19 protein-coding genes are annotated in these 20,293 nt (G+C 70.8%); 12 read left to right on the top strand and 7 right to left on the bottom strand.

The window, feature by feature from the left end:
- Window positions 1-32: 32 nt before the first annotated feature.
- A complete protein-coding gene (gene glpX / locus BJ969_RS02215; protein ID WP_184476811.1) occupies window positions 33-1,079 on the top strand; it encodes a class II fructose-bisphosphatase in 1,047 nt (348 codons plus the stop codon).
- Window positions 1,080-1,399: 320 nt separating this feature from the next.
- A complete protein-coding gene (locus tag BJ969_RS02210; RefSeq protein WP_184476809.1) occupies window positions 1,400-2,143 on the top strand; it encodes a S1 family peptidase in 744 nt (247 codons plus the stop codon).
- Window positions 2,144-2,442: 299 nt separating this feature from the next.
- Here the strand turns inward: BJ969_RS02210 and BJ969_RS02205 are convergent, their stop codons facing one another.
- Window positions 2,443-3,417 carry an NAD(P)/FAD-dependent oxidoreductase gene (locus BJ969_RS02205; protein ID WP_184476807.1) on the bottom strand — a complete coding sequence of 325 codons (975 nt, stop codon included), beginning with the start codon at window positions 3,415-3,417 and terminating at the stop codon, window positions 2,443-2,445.
- Between the two features lie 241 nt (window positions 3,418-3,658).
- Here BJ969_RS02205 and BJ969_RS02200 point away from each other — a divergent pair, with 241 nt between their 5' ends.
- The 5 genes from BJ969_RS02200 to BJ969_RS02180 all read left to right on the top strand — a co-directional run bounded on the left by BJ969_RS02200 (window position 3,659) and on the right by BJ969_RS02180 (window position 9,524).
- Entirely contained in the window at window positions 3,659-5,053 is a 1,395-nt protein-coding gene (locus BJ969_RS02200) for a class II fumarate hydratase (RefSeq protein WP_184476806.1), read from the top strand.
- A 155-nt stretch (window positions 5,054-5,208) separates the two neighbouring features.
- The gene (locus BJ969_RS02195; RefSeq protein ID WP_184476804.1) at window positions 5,209-6,750 is read left to right on the top strand and encodes an ATP-dependent DNA ligase; all 1,542 of its coding nucleotides are present in this window, start codon (window positions 5,209-5,211) and stop codon (window positions 6,748-6,750) included.
- A complete protein-coding gene (locus BJ969_RS02190; RefSeq protein WP_184476802.1) occupies window positions 6,747-7,172 on the top strand; it encodes a DUF4288 domain-containing protein in 426 nt (141 codons plus the stop codon). The genes BJ969_RS02195 and BJ969_RS02190 overlap by 4 nt, the downstream gene beginning before the upstream one ends.
- A gap of 119 nt (window positions 7,173-7,291) precedes the next feature.
- Complete coding sequence (locus tag BJ969_RS02185) at window positions 7,292-7,849, top strand: hypothetical protein (RefSeq protein WP_184476800.1); 558 nt, start codon at window positions 7,292-7,294, stop codon at window positions 7,847-7,849.
- 235 nt (window positions 7,850-8,084) lie between these two features.
- A complete protein-coding gene (locus BJ969_RS02180; protein ID WP_184476798.1) occupies window positions 8,085-9,524 on the top strand; it encodes a GuaB1 family IMP dehydrogenase-related protein in 1,440 nt (479 codons plus the stop codon).
- Between the two features lie 124 nt (window positions 9,525-9,648).
- Here BJ969_RS02180 and phoH2 read toward each other — a convergent pair whose 3' ends face one another.
- Both phoH2 and BJ969_RS02170 read right to left on the bottom strand, forming a co-directional pair.
- The gene (phoH2, locus tag BJ969_RS02175; protein ID WP_184476796.1) at window positions 9,649-11,019 is read right to left on the bottom strand and encodes an RNA 5'-3' helicase PhoH2; all 1,371 of its coding nucleotides are present in this window, start codon (window positions 11,017-11,019) and stop codon (window positions 9,649-9,651) included.
- Window positions 11,020-11,526: 507 nt separating this feature from the next.
- Window positions 11,527-12,774 (bottom strand): DUF885 domain-containing protein, encoded by a 1,248-nt coding sequence (locus BJ969_RS02170; protein WP_184476794.1) that lies wholly within the window; start codon window positions 12,772-12,774, stop codon window positions 11,527-11,529.
- A 305-nt stretch (window positions 12,775-13,079) separates the two neighbouring features.
- On the opposite strand from BJ969_RS02170, the gene BJ969_RS02165 reads away from it, so the two are divergent.
- Together BJ969_RS02165 and BJ969_RS02160 are read left to right on the top strand one after the other, a co-directional pair.
- A complete protein-coding gene (locus BJ969_RS02165) occupies window positions 13,080-13,328 on the top strand; it encodes a hypothetical protein (protein WP_184476792.1) in 249 nt (82 codons plus the stop codon).
- 264 nt (window positions 13,329-13,592) lie between these two features.
- The gene (locus BJ969_RS02160; RefSeq protein ID WP_184476790.1) at window positions 13,593-13,841 is read left to right on the top strand and encodes a hypothetical protein; all 249 of its coding nucleotides are present in this window, start codon (window positions 13,593-13,595) and stop codon (window positions 13,839-13,841) included.
- A gap of 143 nt (window positions 13,842-13,984) precedes the next feature.
- Here BJ969_RS02160 and BJ969_RS02155 read toward each other — a convergent pair whose 3' ends face one another.
- Window positions 13,985-14,764 carry an isoprenyl transferase gene (locus tag BJ969_RS02155; protein WP_184476788.1) on the bottom strand — a complete coding sequence of 260 codons (780 nt, stop codon included), beginning with the start codon at window positions 14,762-14,764 and terminating at the stop codon, window positions 13,985-13,987.
- Between the two features lie 201 nt (window positions 14,765-14,965).
- Here BJ969_RS02155 and trhA point away from each other — a divergent pair, with 201 nt between their 5' ends.
- Complete coding sequence (gene trhA / locus BJ969_RS02150; protein WP_184484667.1) at window positions 14,966-15,592, top strand: PAQR family membrane homeostasis protein TrhA; 627 nt, start codon at window positions 14,966-14,968, stop codon at window positions 15,590-15,592.
- Between the two features lie 52 nt (window positions 15,593-15,644).
- On the opposite strand, the gene BJ969_RS02145 is transcribed toward trhA, so the two are convergent.
- The 3 genes from BJ969_RS02145 to mca form a co-directional block, all read right to left on the bottom strand.
- The gene (locus tag BJ969_RS02145; protein ID WP_184476786.1) at window positions 15,645-17,660 is read right to left on the bottom strand and encodes a thioredoxin domain-containing protein; all 2,016 of its coding nucleotides are present in this window, start codon (window positions 17,658-17,660) and stop codon (window positions 15,645-15,647) included.
- A 96-nt stretch (window positions 17,661-17,756) separates the two neighbouring features.
- The gene (locus BJ969_RS02140; RefSeq protein WP_184476784.1) at window positions 17,757-18,098 is read right to left on the bottom strand and encodes a hypothetical protein; all 342 of its coding nucleotides are present in this window, start codon (window positions 18,096-18,098) and stop codon (window positions 17,757-17,759) included.
- Complete coding sequence (mca, locus tag BJ969_RS02135) at window positions 18,095-18,976, bottom strand: mycothiol conjugate amidase Mca (RefSeq protein WP_184476783.1); 882 nt, start codon at window positions 18,974-18,976, stop codon at window positions 18,095-18,097. Before mca ends, BJ969_RS02140 begins: the two co-directional genes overlap by 4 nt.
- A gap of 181 nt (window positions 18,977-19,157) precedes the next feature.
- Here mca and BJ969_RS02130 point away from each other — a divergent pair, with 181 nt between their 5' ends.
- On the top strand, window positions 19,158-19,592 hold the full coding sequence (locus BJ969_RS02130) for a DUF4307 domain-containing protein (RefSeq protein ID WP_266091285.1): 435 nt from the start codon (window positions 19,158-19,160) through the stop codon (window positions 19,590-19,592).
- Between the two features lie 187 nt (window positions 19,593-19,779).
- Entirely contained in the window at window positions 19,780-20,268 is a 489-nt protein-coding gene (greA, locus tag BJ969_RS02125; RefSeq protein ID WP_184476781.1) for a transcription elongation factor GreA, read from the top strand.
- Window positions 20,269-20,293 lie beyond the last annotated feature (25 nt).

Below are 20,293 nucleotides of genomic sequence, written 5' to 3'. Positions count from 1 at the left end.
GATGAAGTCAGCTCGCCATACCGGGAGGCGCGATGAGCACGTCCACCACGCAGGGCCGCCACGAGGCACCCGACCGCAACCTGGCCATGGAGCTGGTCCGGGTCACCGAAGCCGCCGCGATGGCCGCCGGGCGCTGGGTGGGTCGCGGTGACAAGAACTCAGGTGACGGCGCCGCAGTGGACGCCATGCGCAAGCTGATCGGCACCGTCTCGATGCGCGGCGTCGTCGTCATCGGCGAAGGCGAGAAGGACGAAGCGCCGATGCTGTTCAACGGCGAGGAGGTCGGCAACGGCGAAGGTCCCGAGGTGGACGTCGCCGTCGACCCCATCGACGGGACGACGCTGCTGAGCAAGGGCATGCCGAACGCGCTGGCCGTGCTCGCCGTCGCCGAGCGCGGCGCCATGTTCGACCCGTCCGCGGTGTTCTACATGGAGAAGCTCGCCGTCGGCCCCGAGGCCGCGGGCGTCGTCGACCTCAACGCGCCGACCGCCGAGAACATCCGCCGCGTCGCGAAGGCCAAGCACATCGACGTCTCCGACGTGACGGTCTGCATCCTGGACCGGCCGCGGCACGAGGACCTGGTCCGCGAAGTCCGCGAGGCGGGTGCCCGCATCCAGTTCATCTCCGACGGCGACGTGGCAGGCGCGATCGCCGCGGCCCGGCCGGACAGCGGTGTCGACATGTTGATCGGCATCGGCGGCACCCCCGAAGGCATCATCACGGCCGCGGCGCTGAAGTGCCTCGACGGGGAGATCCAGACCCGGTTGTGGCCGAAGGACGACGAGGAGCGGCAGAAGGCGATCGACGCCGGGCACGACGTGGACCGGGTGCTGACCACCACGGACCTGGTGCGCGGCGACAACGTCTTCTTCTGCGCCACAGGCATCACCGACGGCGCGCTGCTCAAGGGCGTGCACTACCGGGCGAACCGGTGCAGCACCCAGTCCATCGTGATGCGCTCGAAGTCGGGCACGGTGCGGATGATCGAGGGCCTGCACAAGCTGACGAAGCTGCGCGAGTACTCCGACGTGGACCTCGACGGCGCGGGCGAGAACGCCCGCCACGGGCTGCTGCCCTGATCTTCCGCTAGGCCGAACGGACCGCTCATCCCGATGGGGTGGGCGGTCCTTTCTTGTGCTCTCCGGATCGATCCTCGCTGGGGCGACGGGCACTTTTTCCCGGTATTTCCCCGAAATCGGCCGATCGGGCGGACTTGACCTGCACCTCGACCCGCATCGGCGCCGCGGCACCGGCGTAGGGGCGACGGGCACACCGCCATAAGTGGGTGCCTCGGTCGAGTGAAGCTCCTTACCGTCAGTGGTCACTCGGCCCGCCGCACCGGACCGAGCTCCACTACCGGCCGATCCCCGAGCCGGGTGTACGGAAGGACTCGTCCCCCATGCGCACACGCTCCCTGCTCACCGGAGTGCTCGCCGCGGGCGCCGCCCTCGCGATGGCCATGCCCGCATCCGCCGCCGAAGAGCCCACCCCGATGGTCGTGGGCGGACACGACGCCACCGAGACCTACTCGTTCATGGTGTCGCTGCAGTCCGGCGGCGGGCACATCTGCGGCGCTTCGCTGATCAAGGCGGACTGGGCGGTCACCGCCGCGCACTGCGTCGAAGGCAGCGAGCCCGCGGACCTCTCCGTGCGCGTCGGCAGCCTGGAGCACGCCTCCGGCGGCGAAGAAGCCGGGATCGCCGACATCGCCACCCACCCCTCGGCGGACCTCGCGGTGATCAAGCTGGACAAGGCCGTCGAAGCCGCACCCATCTCGATCGCCCCCGAATCCGGCGCCACCGGCACCGAAACCCGCATCATCGGCTGGGGCCAGACCGTCCCGGCACCCGGCGGCGAAGCCCCCGCCACGCTGCAAGAACTCGACACCGCCGTCGTCGACGACGCCGACTGCTCCGGCATCACCGGCGAGAGCGAGATCTGCACCTCCAACCCCGGTGGCGACTCCGGCGCCTGCTACGGCGACTCCGGCGGACCGCAGATCAAGGGCACCGAAGGCTCCTGGGAACTGATCGGCGCCACCAGCCGCTCCGGCAACAGCGACTCGAACTGCGCGACCGGCCCCTCGATCTACACCGACGTGTCGGCCCTGTCCGACTGGGTCGAGGAGAACACCGCGGCCTGACCGTGGTCCCTAGTCCGGCCGCCCTTCCCTACGGAAGGGCGGCCGTTCCACGTGTGCGGGGGTCGGGGTCTTTTTGCTTTGGGGGTCGGGTGGCGGAACCTCAGGTGTCTTCTCGACGTGGGCTATGTGCTTCGCACATACAGGCACGGCCTACGGCCGCAAGGCAGACTTCGCTTCGCTCGTCCACTGCACGGCTTCGCCGCCGGGCACGGCCTTCGGCCGCGAGGCAGGCGTGGCTTCGCCCGCCCAACTGCACGGCTTCGCCGTCCGTTGCGTGGGGTTTCTGCTGGGGGTGTGGGTCAGCTCTGGTTGGAGGAGTGGCCTGGGAAGAGGTGGGTTTCGGGGTTGATGGTCGCGGCGATGTTGTTCACTGCTGTGGCGGCCTCGCCGAAGCCGGTGGCGATGAGCTTGACCTTGCCGGGGTAGGAGGCGACGTCTCCTGCCGCGTAGATGCGGGAGCGGGTGGTGCGCATCGTGGTGTCGACCTTGATGGAGCGCTTGTCCAGGTCCAGGCCCCAGGATTCGATCGGGCCCAAGTCGGCGGTGAAGCCCAGGGCGGCGACGACGGTTCGCGCCGGTAGCACCCGGCGCTCGTCGCCGAGCGCCAGCTCCACCTCGTGCACGCCGTCCGCGTCCCCGCGCACCTCCGCGACCTGCGCCTCGGTGATGAGCTCGACGCCGAGGTCCTCGACCTTGCGCACCAGACCGGGATGCGCGCGGAACCGCGCCCTGCGGTGCACGAGCGTGACGCTGCGGGCGATCGGGTGCAGCGCGAGCGCCCAGTCGAACGCCGAATCGCCACCGCCGACGACCACCACGTCGTGACCGCCGTGCACGGACAGGTCGGGGACGAAGTGCACGACGCCGCGCCCGAGCCAGTCCCCACCCGCGGGCAGCGGACGCGGCGAGAACTCACCGATACCCGCGGTGACCAGCACCGCCCGCGCCCGCACCGGCCGGCCCCCGACCTGGACCAGCACTCCATCGTCCACATCGGACAGCTCGGTGGCGTCGCGCCCGAGCAGGTAGACCGGGTCGTACTGCGCCGCCTGCTCCACGAGCGCGGCCACCAGGTCCCGGCCGCGGACCGCGGGGAACCCGGCCACATCGAAGATCATCTTTTCCGGGTACATGGCCGTCACCTGACCGCCCGGTTCCGGCAGCGAATCCACCACCGCCACCGACAGGTCCCGGAACCCCGCGTAGTACGCCGCGAACAGCCCCGTCGGGCCCGCGCCCACGACCAGCAGATCGACCTCGAACGGCTCCGACATGCCCACCCCCACTCGCACCGGTGCAACGTGGATCACATCCGAGCCTAGCCCCCGCGCCCGCCCGATGTCGCCGACGCGCACCCGCCCGGCGCCCGCGGCGACCCCGCGACCTGCGCGGAACCGGACCGGCTACGAGCCCGGCCAACGTGATCGGCCCACCACCCGCGTTCCGCGTCCCGACCGGCTGGAAGTGGGGCGGCCCATACTGACCGGACCGGCCGGATCGGAGGACACTTCGGTCATGGCTGAACAGGACTACCGGATCGAACACGACACGATGGGCGAGGTCAGGGTCCCCGCCGAAGCCCTGTACCGCGCGCAGACCCAGCGCGCCGTGGAGAACTTCCCGATCTCCGGCCGCGGGCTCGAACGCGCCCAGATCCGCGCCCTCGGCCTCCTCAAGGCCGCCACCGCACGGGTCAACGGCAGGCTCGGCATCCTCGACGCCGACATGGCCGAGGCCATCGCCGCCGCGGCCGACGAAGTCGCCGAAGGCCGCCACGACGAGCACTTCCCGATCGACGTCTTCCAGACCGGTTCGGGCACCTCGTCGAACATGAACGCCAACGAGGTCATCGCGACCCTCGCCACCCGCGGGCTCGGCCGCGAGGTGCACCCGAACGACCACGTCAACGCCTCGCAGTCGTCGAACGACACGTTCCCCACGACGATCCACGTCGCGGCCACCGAAGCCGTGCTCAGCGAAGTCATCCCCGCCCTGGAGCACTTGGCCGGGGTCGTCGAGGGACGTGCCGCCGAGTGGACCGAGGTCGTCAAGTCCGGGCGCACCCACCTGATGGACGCGGTCCCGATCACGCTCGCCCAGGAGGCGGGCGCGTGGGCCTCGCAGGTCCGCTTCGGCGTGGAACGGCTGCGCTCCGGTCTGGGGCGGCTCGGCGAACTGCCCATCGGTGGCACCGCCGTCGGCTCCGGCCTGAACGCGCCGGAAGGCTTCGGCCAGGCCGTCGCCGAAGAGCTCGCCCGCGTCACCGGACTGCCGCTGACCGAGGCCCGCGACCACTTCGAGGCGCAGGCCACCCAGGACGGCGTGGTGGAGACCTCCGGTCACCTGCGCACCGTCGCGGTGAGCCTGAACAAGATCGCCAACGACGTGCGCTGGCTCGGCTCCGGCCCGCGCACCGGCCTGGCCGAACTGGCGCTGCCGGACCTGCAGCCCGGCTCGTCGATCATGCCCGGCAAGGTGAACCCGGTGATCCCGGAGGCCACGCTGCAGGTCGTCGCCCAGGTCATCGGCAACGACGCGGCCGTCGCCTTCGCCGGCGCGCAGGGCAACTTCCAGCTCAACGTGAACCTGCCGGTGATCGCGCGCAACGTGCTGGAATCCGCGCGGTTGCTGGCGGCGGTGTCCCGGTTGCTGGCCGACAAGGTCTTCGCCGAGGTCACGGCCAACGCCGAGCGCGCCCGCGAGTACGCCGAGGGATCGCCGTCGATCGTCACGCCGCTGAACCGCTTCATCGGCTACGAGGAGGCCGCCTCGATCGCGAAGCAGGCCCTCAAGGAACGCCGGACCATCCGGGAGGTCGTGCTGGAACGCGGTCACGTCGACGCGGGCACGCTCACCCTGGAGCAGCTCGACACCGCCCTCGACGTGCTGGGCATGGCGCAGCCGAAGTGAGCCGGACGCGGCCGTGCGCCCCGCTGTTCGGCGAGGCGCACGGCCGATCCGGAGCACCCCCAGTGGTTCCGGATCACGACTGAGACGCCGCGCGCCACCCCCGCGGTTCCGTCGATCTTGAGCGAGTTGTCGGTGGACGTGGGCACCATGGGCGGATGGTGTCGCTGAACGCGGTCGTCGCCGCATCCGCCGAGGTCGCGGCCACCCGCGCCCGCACCGCGAAGGTGACCGCGATCGCCGGGCTGCTCACCGGGCTCGACGCGGCGGAGGTGCGGCCCGCCACCGCGCTGCTCGCAGGTGAACTGCCCGGCGGCCGGGTCGGGGTCGGGTGGTCGACGTTGTCGGCGCTGCACGTCGAGCCCGCGACCACCCCTTCGCTCACCGTCCTCGACGTCGACGCGGCGGTCGACGGGCTGCGCGGCATCGCCGGCACCGGCTCGGGACGGCGCCGCGCCGAGGCCTTGCACGACCTGCTCGGCAAGGCCACCGCCGAGGAGCAGCGGTTCCTGATCCGGTTGCTCGGCGGCGAGCTCCGGCAAGGGGCGCTGGAGGGCGTGATGCTCGAAGCCGTCGCCCGCGCCGCCGACGTGCCCGCCGCGCCCGTGCGCCGCGCGTTCATGCTCTCCGGCAGGCTGCCCGCCACCGCTGAGGCCGCGCTGCTGGGCGGTTCGGCGGCGCTCGCGGAGGTCCGCCTCGAAGTCGGCAGGCCGCTGCGGCCGATGCTCGCCTCCCCCGCCGACGCGCTGGACGCGGCGCTGGCCGAGCTCGGCGCCTGCGTCGTCGAGTACAAGCTCGACGGCGCGCGCATCCAGGTCCACCGGTCCGGCGAGCAGGTGCACGTCTACACCCGCACGCTGCGCGAGATCACCGGCCAAGTCCCCGAGATCGTCGCCCTCACCCGGAGCCTGACCTGCGATTCCGCGGTCCTCGACGGCGAGACGCTGGCGCTCGCCGACTCCGGACGCCCACGCCCGTTCCAGGAGACGATGGCCCGCTTCGGCGCGCAGAGCCCGCGCGACGAGGTGCTGCGGCCCTACTTCTTCGACTGCCTGCATCTGGACGGAACGGACCTGGTCGACGAGCCGCTGCACCGCAGGCTCGACGCGCTCGCCCGAATCGCACCGGAACACCGGGTCCCCGGCGTGCGTCCGCATTCCGACGCCGACGCGGCGGCGGTCCTGGACGACGCTCTCGACGCGGGCCACGAGGGCGTCGTGGTGAAAGCGCTCGACTCGCCGTACGCGGCGGGACGCCGCGGCCGGACCTGGCGCAAGATCAAGCCCTCGCACACGCTCGACCTGGTGGTGCTCGCCGCCGAATGGGGCCACGGGCGGCGCAGCGGCCACCTGTCCAACCTGCACCTCGGGGCCCGCGATCCCGACGGCGGGCCGCCGATCATGGTGGGCAAGACGTTCAAAGGACTCACCGACGAACTCCTCACCTGGCAGACCAGCGAGTTCCCCCGCCACGAGACGCACCGCGACGACTGGACCGTGCACCTCGCGCCCGAGCTCGTCGTGGAGATCGAACTCGACGGCGTGCAGGTCAGCACCCGCTACCCCGGAGCGGTCGCGCTGCGCTTCGCCCGCGTGCTGCGCTACCGCCCCGACAAGGACGCGGCCACCGCCGACACCATCGAGGCGGTGCGGGCCATGCTTCCCGGCGGCGGAGCGCGGGATGAGAAAGTGGAGCCATGACCACACCAGGCGACGACGAGCAGGTCGGCTCCATCGACATCGGTTCGGGCAGCATCGATCCGCGCGATTTCCAGCCCAGCACCACCTCCGCCAAGGCCGAGTTCTACGTCGCGCTGATGCTCATCGAGATCTCGTCGGAATCCGCCGCCGAACCCCAGCTCTACGAGGAGTCCTTCGTGCTGGTCAAGGCCGAATCGGACGAGGAGGCCAAGGAGAAGGCCGTCGACTACGGCAAGCAGCAGGCGGCGAGCTACCACAACGAGGACGGCGAGCTGATCACCTGGAAGTTCAAGGAGCTCATCGAGGTCAAGCAGGTCGAGGACGCCACCTTCGACGACGGCTCCGAGCTCTACAGCCGCTTCTTCCGCAACTACAGCGCCTACCGCTCCTTCGAACCCCTCCTCAGCGGCGAAGAGATCTGAGCGGCGCCTCGCACGAACCCGGCCCGGCCAGACCGCGTTTCCAACCCACCGGTGATCTTTCAACTCGTTCGAGTGCACGAGCTTGATCTCGAACGCACGTTCCCGATCTAGTCAGGTGAGTGTTCTTCGCCGCCTACGCCGACGAGTCCTACGACCTCGATCTCGGCGTCTACATCCTCACCGCAAGCCTCGTCGACCTGACCGAGGCCGAAACCATCCGCACCACGCTCGGAGGCTTGCGCAAAGGCGGGCAGAAGCTCCACTGGAGCAAAGAACCTGACCTCCGGCGGGAAGAGCTCGCCAAGGTCGCGAGCGCATTCCGCAGCATCAGCTTGGCCACCGTGGGCACCGCACTCCCGATGAACGCCGAACGAGCCCGGCGGAAGTGCCTGGAAGCGGTCTTGCCGGAGATCGAGGCGGCGGGAACGAACATGCTGGTGATGGAGTCGCGCCAGGTTCGCAACGACAAGCTGGACAAGCAGACGCTCGCAGTCTGCAAGCGCAAACGAGTGATCTCGACGAAGGTGCACATCGAATTCATGCCCGGCAGCACGGATGCGCTGCTCTGGCTTCCGGACATCGTGTGCGGGGCTGCGCTGGCCGCGTACCGAGGCGACGAGCGACATCTGGAGCAATTGTCCAGCGCCGCGATCGTGATCGAAGTGGATGCCTCGTGACCGGGCCCCTGAAAACGCAGAGGCCGGGGTCCCGCCTCCGGCGGGGGGTCCCGGCTTACTTCCACGCACCTCGGTGCGCAGCTGCTGTCAAACCTAGCCGTGCCGCCGCAACATCCGCAACATCGAGGCGCCACACTTCCGGATGATCTACAGCCCGTTCCCGCGCCTCTACAGCAGGTGGTCGTGCGGGCGAATCACATCGTCGCGGCCGGTCCGGCACGTATCGTGGACGACTGTGCAGTTCTTGAACGGGCAGCAGCCCACCACCGACCTGACCTATGACGACGTGTTCCTGGCACCGCGCCGCTCCGGCGTCGAGTCCCGGTTCGACGTCGACCTCTCGACCTCCGACGGATCGGGCGCGACGTTGCCCGTCGTGGTCGCCAACATGACCGCCGTCGCGGGCCGTCGGATGGCCGAGACCATGGCCCGCCGCGGCGGGCTCGTGGTGCTGCCGCAGGACGTCGCCCCGAGCGCCGTCGCCGAGATCGTGTCGTGGGTGAAGGAGCGCCACCCCGTCTGGGACACCCCGCTGGTGCTGCGCCCGGACGACGCCGTCGCCGACGTGCTCAACCTGCTGCCGAAGCGTTCGCACGGAGCCGTCGTGGTCGTCGACGACGACCGGCGGCCGGTGGGCGTGGTCGACGAGGCCGCCTGCGCGGGAGTGGACCGGTTCGCCCGGGTCGGCGAGGTCGCCGACCACCACCCGGTGGTGCTGGCGCTGGAGACCAAGCCGCGCGAGGTCTTCGAGCAGCTCGACCGCCAGGGCAGGCAGGTCGCCCTCGCCGTCGACGCCGAAGGCAGGCTCGCCGGGATCCTCACCCAGCGCGGTTCGCTGCGCGCGGAGATCTACGCGCCCGCTTTGGACGCCGCGGGCAGGCTACGGGTCGCCGCGGCGGTGGGCGTGAACGGTGACGTGCCCGGCAAGGCGGCGGCGCTGCTCGCTGCGGGCGTGGACGCGCTCGTCGTGGACACCGCGCACGGCCACCAGGAGAAGATGATCAACGCGCTGCGCTCGGTGCGCGCGCTCGACCCGACGGTGCCCGTGGCCGCCGGCAACGTGGTCACCGCCGACGGCGTGCGCGACCTCGTCGAAGCCGGCGCCGACGTGATCAAGGTCGGCGTCGGTCCGGGCGCCATGTGCACCACCCGCATGATGACCGGCGTGGGCCGTCCGCAGTTCTCGGCCGTCGCCGAATGCGCCGCCGCCGCCCGCGAACTCGGCAAGCACGTGTGGGCCGACGGCGGGGTCCGCCACCCGCGGGACGTGGCGCTGGCGCTGGCAGCCGGGGCTTCCTCGGTGATGGTCGGCTCCTGGTTCGCGGGCACCCACGAATCACCCGGCGACCTGCTGCGCGACGAGCACGGCCGGGCGTACAAGGAGTCCTTCGGCATGGCGTCCAAGCGCGCCGTCGGCGCCCGGACCCGCACCGACAGCGCCTTCGACCAGGCCCGCAAGGCGCTCTACGAAGAAGGGATCTCCAGCTCCCGGATGAAGGTCGACCCGAAGCGCCCCGGCGTCGAGGACCTGCTGGACGAGATCAGCTCCGGCCTGCGCTCCTCCTGCACCTACGCGGGAGCGCGCACCCTCGCCGAGTTCCACGAGCGGGCGCTGGTCGGCATCCAGTCCGCCGCGGGCTTCGCCGAAGGCCGCCCGCTGCCCACCGGCTGGTGACCTGCGGGGGGGACCCGTTCGCCTCCGACGACGCGAAGGCCTCCGGCCCCGGAGGCCTTCGTCCTGCCGTCGCGAGCCCGGTCAGGGGCGCCCGTGGTCGCGGGCGCCCCCGACCGGCCGTCGCTCAGGGCGTGAACTCCCCTTCCAGCATCTCCGTCACCAGCGCCGCCACCGGCGAGCGCTCCGAGCGGGTGAGCGTGATGTGGGCGAACAGCGGGTGCCCCTTGAGCTTCTCGATCACCGCCGCGACCCCGTCGTGCCGCCCGACGCGCAGGTTGTCCCGCTGCGCCACGTCGTGGGTCAGCACCACGCGCGAGTTCGCGCCGAGCCGGGACAGCACCGTGAGCAGCACGTTGCGCTCCAGCGACTGGGCCTCGTCCACGATCACGAACGAGTCGTGCAGCGACCGGCCCCGGATGTGGGTCAGCGGCAGCACCTCCAGCATGCCCCGCTCGGTGACCTCTTCGAGCACGTTCTCACTGGCCAACGCGCCCAACGTGTCGAAGACCGCCTGCGCCCAGGGCTGCATCTTCTCGTTCTCGCTGCCCGGCAGGTAGCCCAGCTCCTGGCCGCCGACCGCGTACACCGGCCGGAACACCACGACCTTGCGGTGCTGCTGGCGTTCGAGCACGGCCTCCAGCCCGGCGCACAGCGCGAGCGCCGACTTGCCGGTACCGGCCCGGCCGCCGAGCGACACGATGCCGACGTCCTGGTCGAGCAGCAGGTCCAGCGCGATGCGCTGCTCGGCGGAGCGGCCGTGCAGGCCGAAGGCCTCGCGGTCGCCGCGCACCAGCTTCACCTGCTTGTCGGCGGTGACCCTGCCCAGTGCGCTCTGGGTGCCGGCGAGCAGCCGCAGCCCGGTGTTCGCGGGCAGGTCCTTGGCATCGTCGAGATCGGCCTCGCCCTCCTTGAACAGCACGTCGACCGATTCCGGTGGCACGTCGAGGTCCGCCATGCCGTTCCAGCCCGTGGAGACCACGTCCTGAGCCCGGTATTCGTCGGCCTCCAGCGCGACCGACGCCGCCTTCACCCGCAACGGCATGTCCTTGGTCACCAAGGTGACCAGGTGCCCGTCCGCGGCGAGGTTCAGCGAACACGCCAAGATCCGGGCGTCGTTGGAGTCGGTGCGGAAACCTGGTGGCAGCACCTGCGGATCGGAGTGGTTGAGCTCGACGTGCAACGTGCCGCCGAGCTCGCCGATCTCGACCGGCGCGTCCAGACGGCCGTGCTCGATTCGCAGTTCATCGAGGCCGCGCAGGGCCTCGCGGGCGAACCAGCCGAGTTCGGGGTGATGCCGCTTCGCCTCTAGTTCGCTGATCACGACCAGCGGTAGCACCACGCGGTGCTCGGCGAAGCGGGTCATCGCCCACGGATCGGACAGCAGCACCGAGGTGTCGAGCACGTAGGTGCGGACCTCCGTTGGGGCTGCGACGCCTGCGGAAACCTCGGCCTGGGCCGGGTGTTCCGCTGCGGCCTGGGAACGTCGTGTGGTCACGGCTACTCCCTCGCGGGCGTGGGGCACACGCCTGCTCGTCGGCGGGCCGGGCCTGCCCCTGCCTGGCCTGGCCGAACCGACGGACGGTCCGGCGCAGCCACCGAGGCCGCGCACCGGCCCCGAGCGACCACGGAGGACGGTGATACCGTCCGATCCAGCCAACAGCCACGGTCAGGGCCTCCCCGGACGGGCCATTTACGCGTCGACCCGTCACTTCGGACGCTACCTCCGTGATTCCGTTCTGGGCAGGCGACCACACAGGTGATTCGCCAGAACGTCAGACGGGTGTCACGTACGCACCGGGTTCAGTGCACCCGGATGCCACCGCGCACCGCGTCCGACTTCCCCGATGACGTTGAAATGCCTGCTCACAGCGGCGCTTCCACGATGTGGCGGTGACTTCGGAACACGGCCGCGGGACCCCCCGAACGTACGCACGTGCCGTGATCAACACAGCGTCCACTTTGGTCTGATCGAGTGAACAACGGGATCTTTCGTGCTTTTCGGCTAGCTGAACGCATCCGCTGATCGGATCAGCGCCGATTCCCCCGGCAGGCCCGCCCGGCCGTTCACCGACGGGACGTCGGCGAGCGCGACCGGCGTCCACGGCTCGCCGAGCCGCTTCCCCAGGTCCTCTCCGGCGGCGATCCTCCCGTGCAGCAGCTCCGCTCCCACGACGTAGGTGACCGCGTAGAGCCGCCACCGCGGATCCGCGATGAACCGCACGAACGCGCGAGCCCGCGCCGCCGGCAGGCACGCCCAGCGGACCAGCCGAGCCACCACCTCGTCCTCGCCCGCTCCGTCCTCGTGCAGCCACAACGCAGCGTCCAGCCGAACCCGGCGCAGCCGCAGCAGCACGTCGTGCACCCGTTCCGCCAGCTCCCCGTCGAAGGCGACGCCGGACTCCGCCAGCACTTCCGACGCCCACCTCCCCCAGCCCGGCCCCACCGCGAGGCGCAGCCCTGCGTCCGCGAGCCCTTCGGCGAGCAGCGACTGCGGCGTGTCCCGCAGGGCGATGCGGTGCTCGTGCCACCCGCGCTCATCGACGAGCAGCCGCTCCTTCCGGCAGTGCTCGGCGTGGTGACCGGGGTAGGACTCGTGCGCGACCAGTGCCGGGAGGTTCCCCGCCCACCCCGCGCGCTCCAGGTCGATCGCCACCAGCGAGCGGAACTCGCCCAGGTACCGGTGCAGCGCCGCCCACGGCCGGGCGCGGACGAAGCGGTAGCGGACCTGCTCCTGCGTCGGCAGCTCCACTCGCGCGCGCACCCGCGCGCGCAAGGCCGCCGAGAGCGCCCGGACGGCCCGCGGCACCACCTCCGGCGGCACCCGCTCCCGCTCGGACAGCAGGGCGAGCCGCGCCGCCGGATCACCGGAGCCGGGCAGGACGTCGGACAGTTCCGCGTGCGCCTGGCGGTACCGCTCCGGATCGCCGCGCTCCGGGCGGACCTGGAAGCACCCTTCGACCTCGTCGCGGAACGACATCGGCTGCCCGGCGAGCTTCCTGCCGCGGCACTCCAGCGCGGCGAGCTGCGCGTCGAGGAACCTGGCACGCACCTCCGGCAGCCCGGAATCCGGCAGCGCGGCGCGCAGCCGAGCGGCCTGCGCCACGAGCGCGCCGGGGCTTGATACGGGCTCACGCTCGACGCCGCGGCACGTCCGCGGATCGGCGGTGCAGGACAGCACCGTCCCGTCGTCGAGCCGGCCGAAGCGCAACCCGAGCCGGAGGTATCCGCGCACCAGCTCCGAGGGGTCCACATCCGGACGGTACGGCCGCGCGAGCAGCACCGGAAGCCGCCGAACACCATTGCGCGCAACCCCGCGATCGAACCGGAATCGCCGGATGATATGCGAGCGATTTCTTACTCCCCGGTAGCCGCAAACCGAGCACGACCCAGAACTTGAGGGCCAAATTAATAGACCACACGATGGTGTTACCCAGCTGTGCTTACACCTTCAGGAATGGTTAGGTTTTTTTCGCGGCTGCCTCCCTGGGCGACTTCCGGGGTGCTCGTGAACGAGGGACCGCGGCCGCAACACCCGAAACAACAAGGAGCATCCAAGTGCTGAAGAAGGCAGTGATCGTCGCCGGCGCGGCGGCGGGTCTGATGGCGCTGGCACCGATCGCCAACGCGGACAGCGCGGACAACGACGGCGTCAACCTGCTGAACGACAACAACCTCAGCGTGCTGCCCGTCCAGGCCTGCGGGAACAACGTCGCCGTCCTCGGCGCCGTCGTCCCGATCCTGTCGCCGCAGACCAGCGACTGCACCAACGCCCCGGTGGTCGACCACCCCTCCGCCAAGGGCTGAGCAGGCTCTAGCCCCAGTCGCGGGAAACCCACTTGGAGCGGTTCGCGAGAGACGATCTCATTTCGCTTCACGTGTGTCGAATGCGACGGATTTCTGATTTCGAGGTAGTGTCACCGACCTAGCCGGAATCCCGTTCGACGATTCGAGCAGGATCCGTTCTCCGGTGACATCTCGATCGCCCTGAATCGGTGGCGGTGTGCGCGCACACGGGTAATCGTGCCGCTTCAGGGCATCCCGCGGCAATACACAAGGAGAGTGAACGCAATGATGAAGAAGGCAGTGATCGTCGCCGGTGCGGCGGCTGGCCTGATGGCCCTCGCTCCGATCGCCAACGCGGACAGCGCCGACAACGACGGCGTCAACGTGCTGAACGACAACAACATCAGCGCGGTGCCGGTGCAGCTGTGCGGCAACAACGTCGCCGTCCTCGGCGCCGTCGTCCCGATCCTGTCGCCGCAGACCAGCCAGTGCGTCAACGCCCCGGTGGTCGACCACCCCTCCGCCAAGGGCTGACACACTCGGCGCTCGTGTGGATGCAGAAAAGGCCAGGCCCTTCGGGACCTGGCCTTTTTGCTGCGCGGTGAACGATTTCCGCGCGGCTGGGCCGAATCCGGTGCGCTCCCGCCGCCGTACCGCGGGGCGCACCGGTCGAACGCTCAGCCCGCGCCGTAGCGGCGGTGCCGCGCCGAGTACTCGCGCAACGCGCGCAGGAAGTCGACTCGCCGGAACGCCGGCCAGTACGCCTCGCAGAACCAGAACTCCGAGTGCGCCGACTGCCACAGCATGAAACCGGACAGCCGCTGCTCACCGGACGTGCGGATCAGCAGGTCCGGGTCCGGCTGGCCGGAGGTGTAGAGGTGCTCGGAGATGTGGTCCACGGTGAGGAACTCCGCGAGCTCCTCGATGGTGGTGCCCGTCTCCGCGTGCTGCTGCAGGAGCTTGCGCACCGCGTCGGCGATCTCCTGCCGTCCGCCGTAACCGGCGGCGACGTTGACCTGCATCCCGGTGCGCCCCTCGGTGCGCAGCGCGGCGGCCGAGAGCCGGGCGGCCGTCTCGGTGGGCAGCATGTCCAGCGCCCCGACGATGCGCACCCGCCACGGGTTGCTCGCGTCGGTGAGCTCGTCGACGACCCCGGCGATGATCTCCAGCAGGGCGTCGAGCTCCGCGCTGGAGCGGTTGAGGTTGTCGGTCGACAGCAGCCACAGCGTGACCACCTCGACCTTGGCCTCCTGGCACCAGCCGAGCAGTTCGCTGATCTTGCGCGCACCCGCCCGGTGGCCGTGCGCGATGTCGAGCCCGGCTTCCTTCGCCCATCGGCGGTTGCCGTCGAGGATCACGCCCACATGTCGCGGCGCTCTGGCGCCTCTGAGCTTGCGGCGCAGCCGCCTCTCGTACACGTCATAGATGAGTTCTCGCACACGAACCTTGAGCGCCACGCTCCCTGAGACTACGCGCGCCCCTGTCCAGCCCCGACGGTCCCTCCGCCGAATGCGGACGGTGACGGCCGGAATCGCGCCGCGGAGCTGCAACGGACATCACCGCCATTGGGGGAAGGCGCACAACCTACGGTCCCGTAATCTTGCGCTGTGACTAGCGCCCTGACAGCTCGACGCGCCACCTCCGACATCAAGCCGAGGATGCGCGGCTGGATCCACCTCTGGTCCCTGGTCGCCGCCGTCGCTTCGGGCGCGACGCTGATCTCGCTCGCGGCGGCCACCGTGGGTGCCGCCGCGGCACTCGGGACCTCCATCTACGTGGCGACCGTGCTCGGCCTGTTCGGGGTCAGCGCGCTCTACCACCGCAAGACCTGGAACTCGGTGGACGCGCGGACCTGGATGCGCCGCCTGGACCACTCGATGATCTTCCTGTTCATCGCGGGCACCTACACGCCGTTCGCGATGCTGGCGATGCAGCCCACCACCGGCGCGGTCGTGCTGGCCGTGGTGTGGGGCGGCGCGCTCGGCGGCGTGGTGCTGAAGCTGGCGTGGCCGAACGGGCCGCGCTGGGTCGGCGTGCCGGTGTACCTCGCGCTGGGCTGGGTCGCCGTGTTCGTGCTGCCGGAGCTGCTGTCGAACGCGGGCGTGGCGGCGTTCGTGCTGCTCGTGGTCGGCGGCGTGCTCTACTCGCTGGGCGCGATCTGCTACGCGAGCCGGTGGCCGGACCCGTGGCCGAAGACCTTCGGGTACCACGAGTTCTTCCACGCGGCCGTGACGGTGGCGGCGATCTGCCACCACGTGTCGATCTGGCTCGCCCTCTACGCCTGACCTGGGACGCACCGCCCGCCTGCCGCACGAGGGCAGGCGGGCGGCGCGCTGATCAGCGGGCGAGCGCGGACATCAGCTCGTCGGCCGAAGTGACCGGGCGATCGCATACGTACCCGCGGCAGACGTAGGCGGCGGTGCGCCCGTCGACGAGGCCGCGCCCGGCCAGCAGCGGCACCGCGTCCGCCTCCGGTGGTCCCGCCACCGCGACCGCGCCGCCCGGCGCGTGCCTGCGGGCGACGGCCAGCAGCTCGGCCCGGTCCGCGTCCTGGTCTCCGGCGACGGCGATCTGCACGGGCCCGTGTGCCAGCGCCTCGGCGGTGGCCAGCCAGTGCCCGGCGAAGCGCGGCGCGCGCTGCCCCAGCAGTCCCGCCCTGGACACCGCCTGCTCGGCGGCCTCGCGGTACCGGGTGGCGCGGTCCGAGCCGGCCAGCGCGGCGGCCGTCAGCAGCGCGGCGGCGGTCGCCGAAGCACCCGACGGGCTGGCGTTGTCCGTGGGATCGGAGGGTCGCCGCACCAGCGCCTCCGCGTCCGCGGCGGTGTCGTAGAAGACGCCGGGGTTCTCGTGATCGGCGAACTTGTCCAGCGCGGTGTCCAGCAGCTCGCACGCCGCGTCCAGCCACCGCCGCTCACCCGTGGCCTGGTGCAGCGCGAGCAACCCCTCCGCGAGGCAGCCGTGGTCCTCCAGGACCCCGGCCGCATGGCCCACGACGCCGTCGCGGGAGCTGCGGCGCAACCGCCCGTCGACGAGGTGCCGCTCGACCAGCAGCTCGGCGACCCGGGCGGCGTCGGTGATCCACTGCGGTTCGTCGAGGACCGCGGCGGCTTCGACCAGCGCGGTCAGCGCCATGCCGTTCCACGCCGTGACCACCTTGTCGTCGATCCCCGGCTGCGGCCGGCGGGCGCGGGCGTCCGCGAGGACCTCGCGAACCCGGCGCCACCGCACCGGGTCGTCAGGATCCCGGTGCAGCTGGAGGGTGGAGGCGCCGTGCTCGAAGGTGCCGTCCGGGGTCACGGCGAGCAGCTCCGCGGCCCACTGCGCGTCCTGCTCGCCGAGCACTTCGCGCAGCTCCTCCGGCGTCCAGACGTAGGTGAGCCCTTCGACGCCCTCGGTGTCGGCGTCGAGGGACGCGGCGAACGCGCCTTCGGCGGTGCGCAGGTCTCGCAGCAGGAACTCACCGGTCTCGCGGGTCACCCGCCGCGCCGACTCAGCCGAGTCGGTGTCCAGCCGTGCCAAGTGGGCGTAGGCGCGCAGCAGCAGGGCGTTGTCGTAGAGCATCTTCTCGAAGTGCGGCACGACCCATTCGGCGTCGACGCTGTAGCGCGCGAAACCACCGGCGAGCTGGTCGTACAGCCCGCCGCGGGCCATCGCCTCGCAGGACCGCTGCGCCAGGCGCAGCGCCTCGGCCGAGCCGGTGCGCTCGTGGTGGCGCAGCAGGAACTCCACGACCATCGACGGCGGGAACTTCGGCGCCCCGCCGAACCCGGCGTTCGCCTCGTCGAACTCGGAGCCCAGCCGGGACACCGCCGACTCCAGCACCTCGTCGTCCAGGCTGGATTCGGGAAGCGGCGGGCGCTGCCCGGCGAGCTGCTCGACGACTCGGGTCGCGGCCTGCCGAACCTCGGCGCCGCGCTCCGACCACGCCGCGGCCACGGCGTCGAGCAGCTGCGGGAACGACGGCATCCCGTGCAGCGGTTTCGGCGGGTAGTAGGTGCCGCAGTGGAACGGTTCGCCGTCCGGCGTGAGGAAGCACGTCATCGGCCAGCCGCCCTGCCCGGTCATGGCCTGGGTGGCCTCCATGTACACCGAGTCGACGTCGGGACGCTCCTCCCGGTCGACCTTGATGTTCACGAAGTGCTCGTTCATGACGGCCGCGATGTCGGCGTCCTCGAAGGACTCGTGCGCCATCACGTGGCACCAGTGGCACGCGGCGTAGCCGACCGACAGCAGCACCGGCACGTCCCGGCGGCGGGCCTCCTCGAACGCCTCCGGCGACCACGGCCACCACTGCACGGGGTTGTCCGCGTGCTGCAACAGGTACGGGCTGGTCGCGTCTTCAAGCCGGTTCATGCCGCAACCCTCCCACCCGCCGGTGATCACCGCACCCATCCGGCCCGGCGCCGGAACACCCCTGCTCGCAGGGTCGATCCGGCGCTCGGACGGGGGCTAGCGGGTAGTGGTACCGCCGCCCTTGGCTTCGGCGTCGGCCGCTTCGGGGTCGGCGTCACCCGCCGCGTCCGCTTCGGCCTTCGCCTTGGCTGCGGCTTCGGCTCGCTGGACGCGGGCCGGGGCCGCCGCGGCGGCGCGCTGCTCGTCGAAGCTGACCGGCAGCTTCTTCAAGTGCTTGGTCATCGAGCGGATCAGGAACGCCACCGCGATGGCGAACACGACCAGCAGCAACAGCCCCACCGGGGAGGACTTGCCGAAGTCCTCGCCCTGACCACCCGGGTCCGCCGGCGGAGCGGGCGACTGCGCGACCACCCAGGTCAGCGCCTCGTGCGCGTTCATGCCGACACCTTCTCCCGCACTCCGGAGAACAGGTCGTCCTCCGGCAACGTCGAATCGACCAGCGAGCGCACCAGCTCGTAGTCCTCCGTGGGCCACAGCGCTCGCTGGATGTCCAGCGGGACCGCGAACCACCGGCTGTCCGGGTCGATCTGGGTCGCGTGCGCGCGCAGCGCGTTGTCCCGCACCTCGAAGTATGCCCCGCACTCGACGCGGGTCGTGACCCGCTCGTCGTTGTCGGGCCTGCTGCCGTCCCACTTCGCGAGCCAGTCGCCGTAGGGCGACTCCAGGCCGCGCTCCAGCAGGGCGTCGTGGAACAGCTGCATCTTCTTCCGGGAGAAGCCGTGCGAGTAGTACAGCTTCAACGGCTGCCACGGCTCGCCCGCGTCCTGGTGCAGCTCCGGGTCGCCCGCCGCGTCGAACGCGGCCATCGACACCTCGTGGCAGCGGATGTGGTCGGGGTGCGGGTAACCGCCGTTCTCGTCGTAGGTGATCACGACGTGCGGGCGGAACTCGCGCAGCAGCGCCACCAGGTCGGCGGTCGGCCCCGCGGGATCGACCGTGGCGAAGCAGCCCTCCGGCAGCGGTGGCGTCGGATCGCCCTCGGGCAGGCCCGAGTCGACGTAGCCGAGCCAGCGGTGCCGGACGCCGAGGATCGCAGCGGCCTCCGCCATCTCCTGCCTGCGGATCGCCTGCATGTTGGCCAGCACGTCCGGTCGTTCCATGGCCGGGTTCAAGATGCTGCCCGCTTCACCACCCGTGCAGGTGACGACCATCACGTCATGGCCGTCGGCCACGTAGCGCGCGGTGGTCGCCGCCCCTTTGCTGGACTCGTCGTCCGGGTGCGCGTGCACCGTCATCAGACGCAGCTTCTCGGCCATCGGAGGCATGTTCCTTCCTGCTCACGTCACACCCGGCCCCGCTGACTGCCGGCCGGACACCCACAGGGATACTCAACGAGGGTGTCGCCACCCATTGTTCCCAATGGGCCGACATTCCCGAACGGCCGGGCGGGCATCGTCCGATCCGGCTAACCCCGATCGGAGCAGGAGGCGGCGGACGGTGAGCAGCCAGGTCCCCGAAGGGCGGTACGGGTCTCGCGCCCGGCGAACCGTCCCGCCGGTGGCCCGCTGGGCGCTCGGAGCCGTCGCGGTCGTCGTCCTCATCGCCGTGGCGCTCGTCGGGTACCAGAACCTGGGCAGCCCGCCGATCGAAGGCAAGCAGACCGCGTTCGAAGTGCTCGACGACGGTTCCGTCCAGGTCACCGCCGAAGTGCGGCGCGACGATCCGGCCAAGCCCGCCGCGTGCGTGATCCGGGGTCGCGCGGAATCCGGCGAAGAGGTCGGGCGAAAAGAGATTCTGGTGCCCCCGGCGGACGGCACGATCCAGCTGGGCACGGTGCTCCGTACCTCTCATCGAGCGACCATCGGGGAGGTGTACGGCTGTACCTACCGCGTTCCTGAATATTTGTCCACCCACCAGCGGCCAACCGGGTGAACAACTCTAGTCGGCCCCGGATGCTGAGATAATGCACTCCTTCGGTGGGCTGATTTGTGCTATCGTCATCAGCAGCACGGTCCCGCGCGGGCCGTGTTTTTTCCGTTCCTAGCAGTACCCGGAATTCGCAAGGACGGAAGTTGTCGGCCCGCGGAAGGCGGGTCGCCGTCGACGAGGAGTGGTGACCGTGAGCGATACCCAGGTGACCTGGCTGACCCAGGATGCTTATGCGCGGCTCAAGGGCGAGCTCGATGAGCTCGTGGCCAACCGCCCGGTGATCGCCGCGAAGATCAACGAGGCCCGGGAGGAAGGCGACCTCAAGGAGAACGGCGGGTACCACGCCGCTCGCGAGGAGCAGGGCCAGCTCGAGTCGCGCATCCGCCAGCTGCAGGAACTGCTGCGCACCGCCCAGGTCGGCGACGTGCCCACGGAGTCCGGCGTGGCCAAGCCCGGATCCGTGCTGACCGTGCGCTACGACGGCGAGGACGACACCGAGCAGTTCCTGCTGGCCAACCGGGAAGAGGGCGCGCACGGCGACCTCGAGGTGTACTCCCCGACCTCCCCGCTGGGCCAGGCGCTGCTGGAGGCCAAGGAAAGCGAGACGCGGGAGTACGAACTGCCCAACGGCGGCACCATGAAGGTGACCCTGGTCAAGGCCGAGCCTTTCGCCGGCTGAACCATCAGCGGTAGCGGGCGTGACC

This window comes from Saccharopolyspora gloriosae, assembly GCF_014203325.1.
Taxonomy (GTDB): Bacteria; Actinomycetota; Actinomycetes; order Mycobacteriales; family Pseudonocardiaceae; genus Saccharopolyspora_C; species Saccharopolyspora_C gloriosae.
Note: the sequence above shows the minus strand (reverse complement) of the source record. Positions and strands in the feature narration are given on the sequence as shown.

Coding starts and splice junctions, on each gene's coding strand:
- BJ969_RS02160 (WP_184476790.1), top strand. CDS start 13,593: ATGATGAAGAAGGCAGTGATCGTCGCCGGTGCGGCGGCTGGCCTGATG.
- mca (WP_184476783.1), bottom strand. CDS start 18,976: ATGGCCGAGAAGCTGCGTCTGATGACGGTGCACGCGCACCCGGACGAC.
- BJ969_RS02200 (WP_184476806.1), top strand. CDS start 3,659: ATGGCTGAACAGGACTACCGGATCGAACACGACACGATGGGCGAGGTC.
- glpX (WP_184476811.1), top strand. CDS start 33: ATGAGCACGTCCACCACGCAGGGCCGCCACGAGGCACCCGACCGCAAC.
- BJ969_RS02190 (WP_184476802.1), top strand. CDS start 6,747: ATGACCACACCAGGCGACGACGAGCAGGTCGGCTCCATCGACATCGGT.
- BJ969_RS02140 (WP_184476784.1), bottom strand. CDS start 18,098: ATGAACGCGCACGAGGCGCTGACCTGGGTGGTCGCGCAGTCGCCCGCT.
- BJ969_RS02210 (WP_184476809.1), top strand. CDS start 1,400: ATGCGCACACGCTCCCTGCTCACCGGAGTGCTCGCCGCGGGCGCCGCC.
- BJ969_RS02205 (WP_184476807.1), bottom strand. CDS start 3,417: ATGTCGGAGCCGTTCGAGGTCGATCTGCTGGTCGTGGGCGCGGGCCCG.
- BJ969_RS02195 (WP_184476804.1), top strand. CDS start 5,209: ATGGTGTCGCTGAACGCGGTCGTCGCCGCATCCGCCGAGGTCGCGGCC.
- trhA (WP_184484667.1), top strand. CDS start 14,966: ATGCGCGGCTGGATCCACCTCTGGTCCCTGGTCGCCGCCGTCGCTTCG.
- BJ969_RS02145 (WP_184476786.1), bottom strand. CDS start 17,660: ATGAACCGGCTTGAAGACGCGACCAGCCCGTACCTGTTGCAGCACGCG.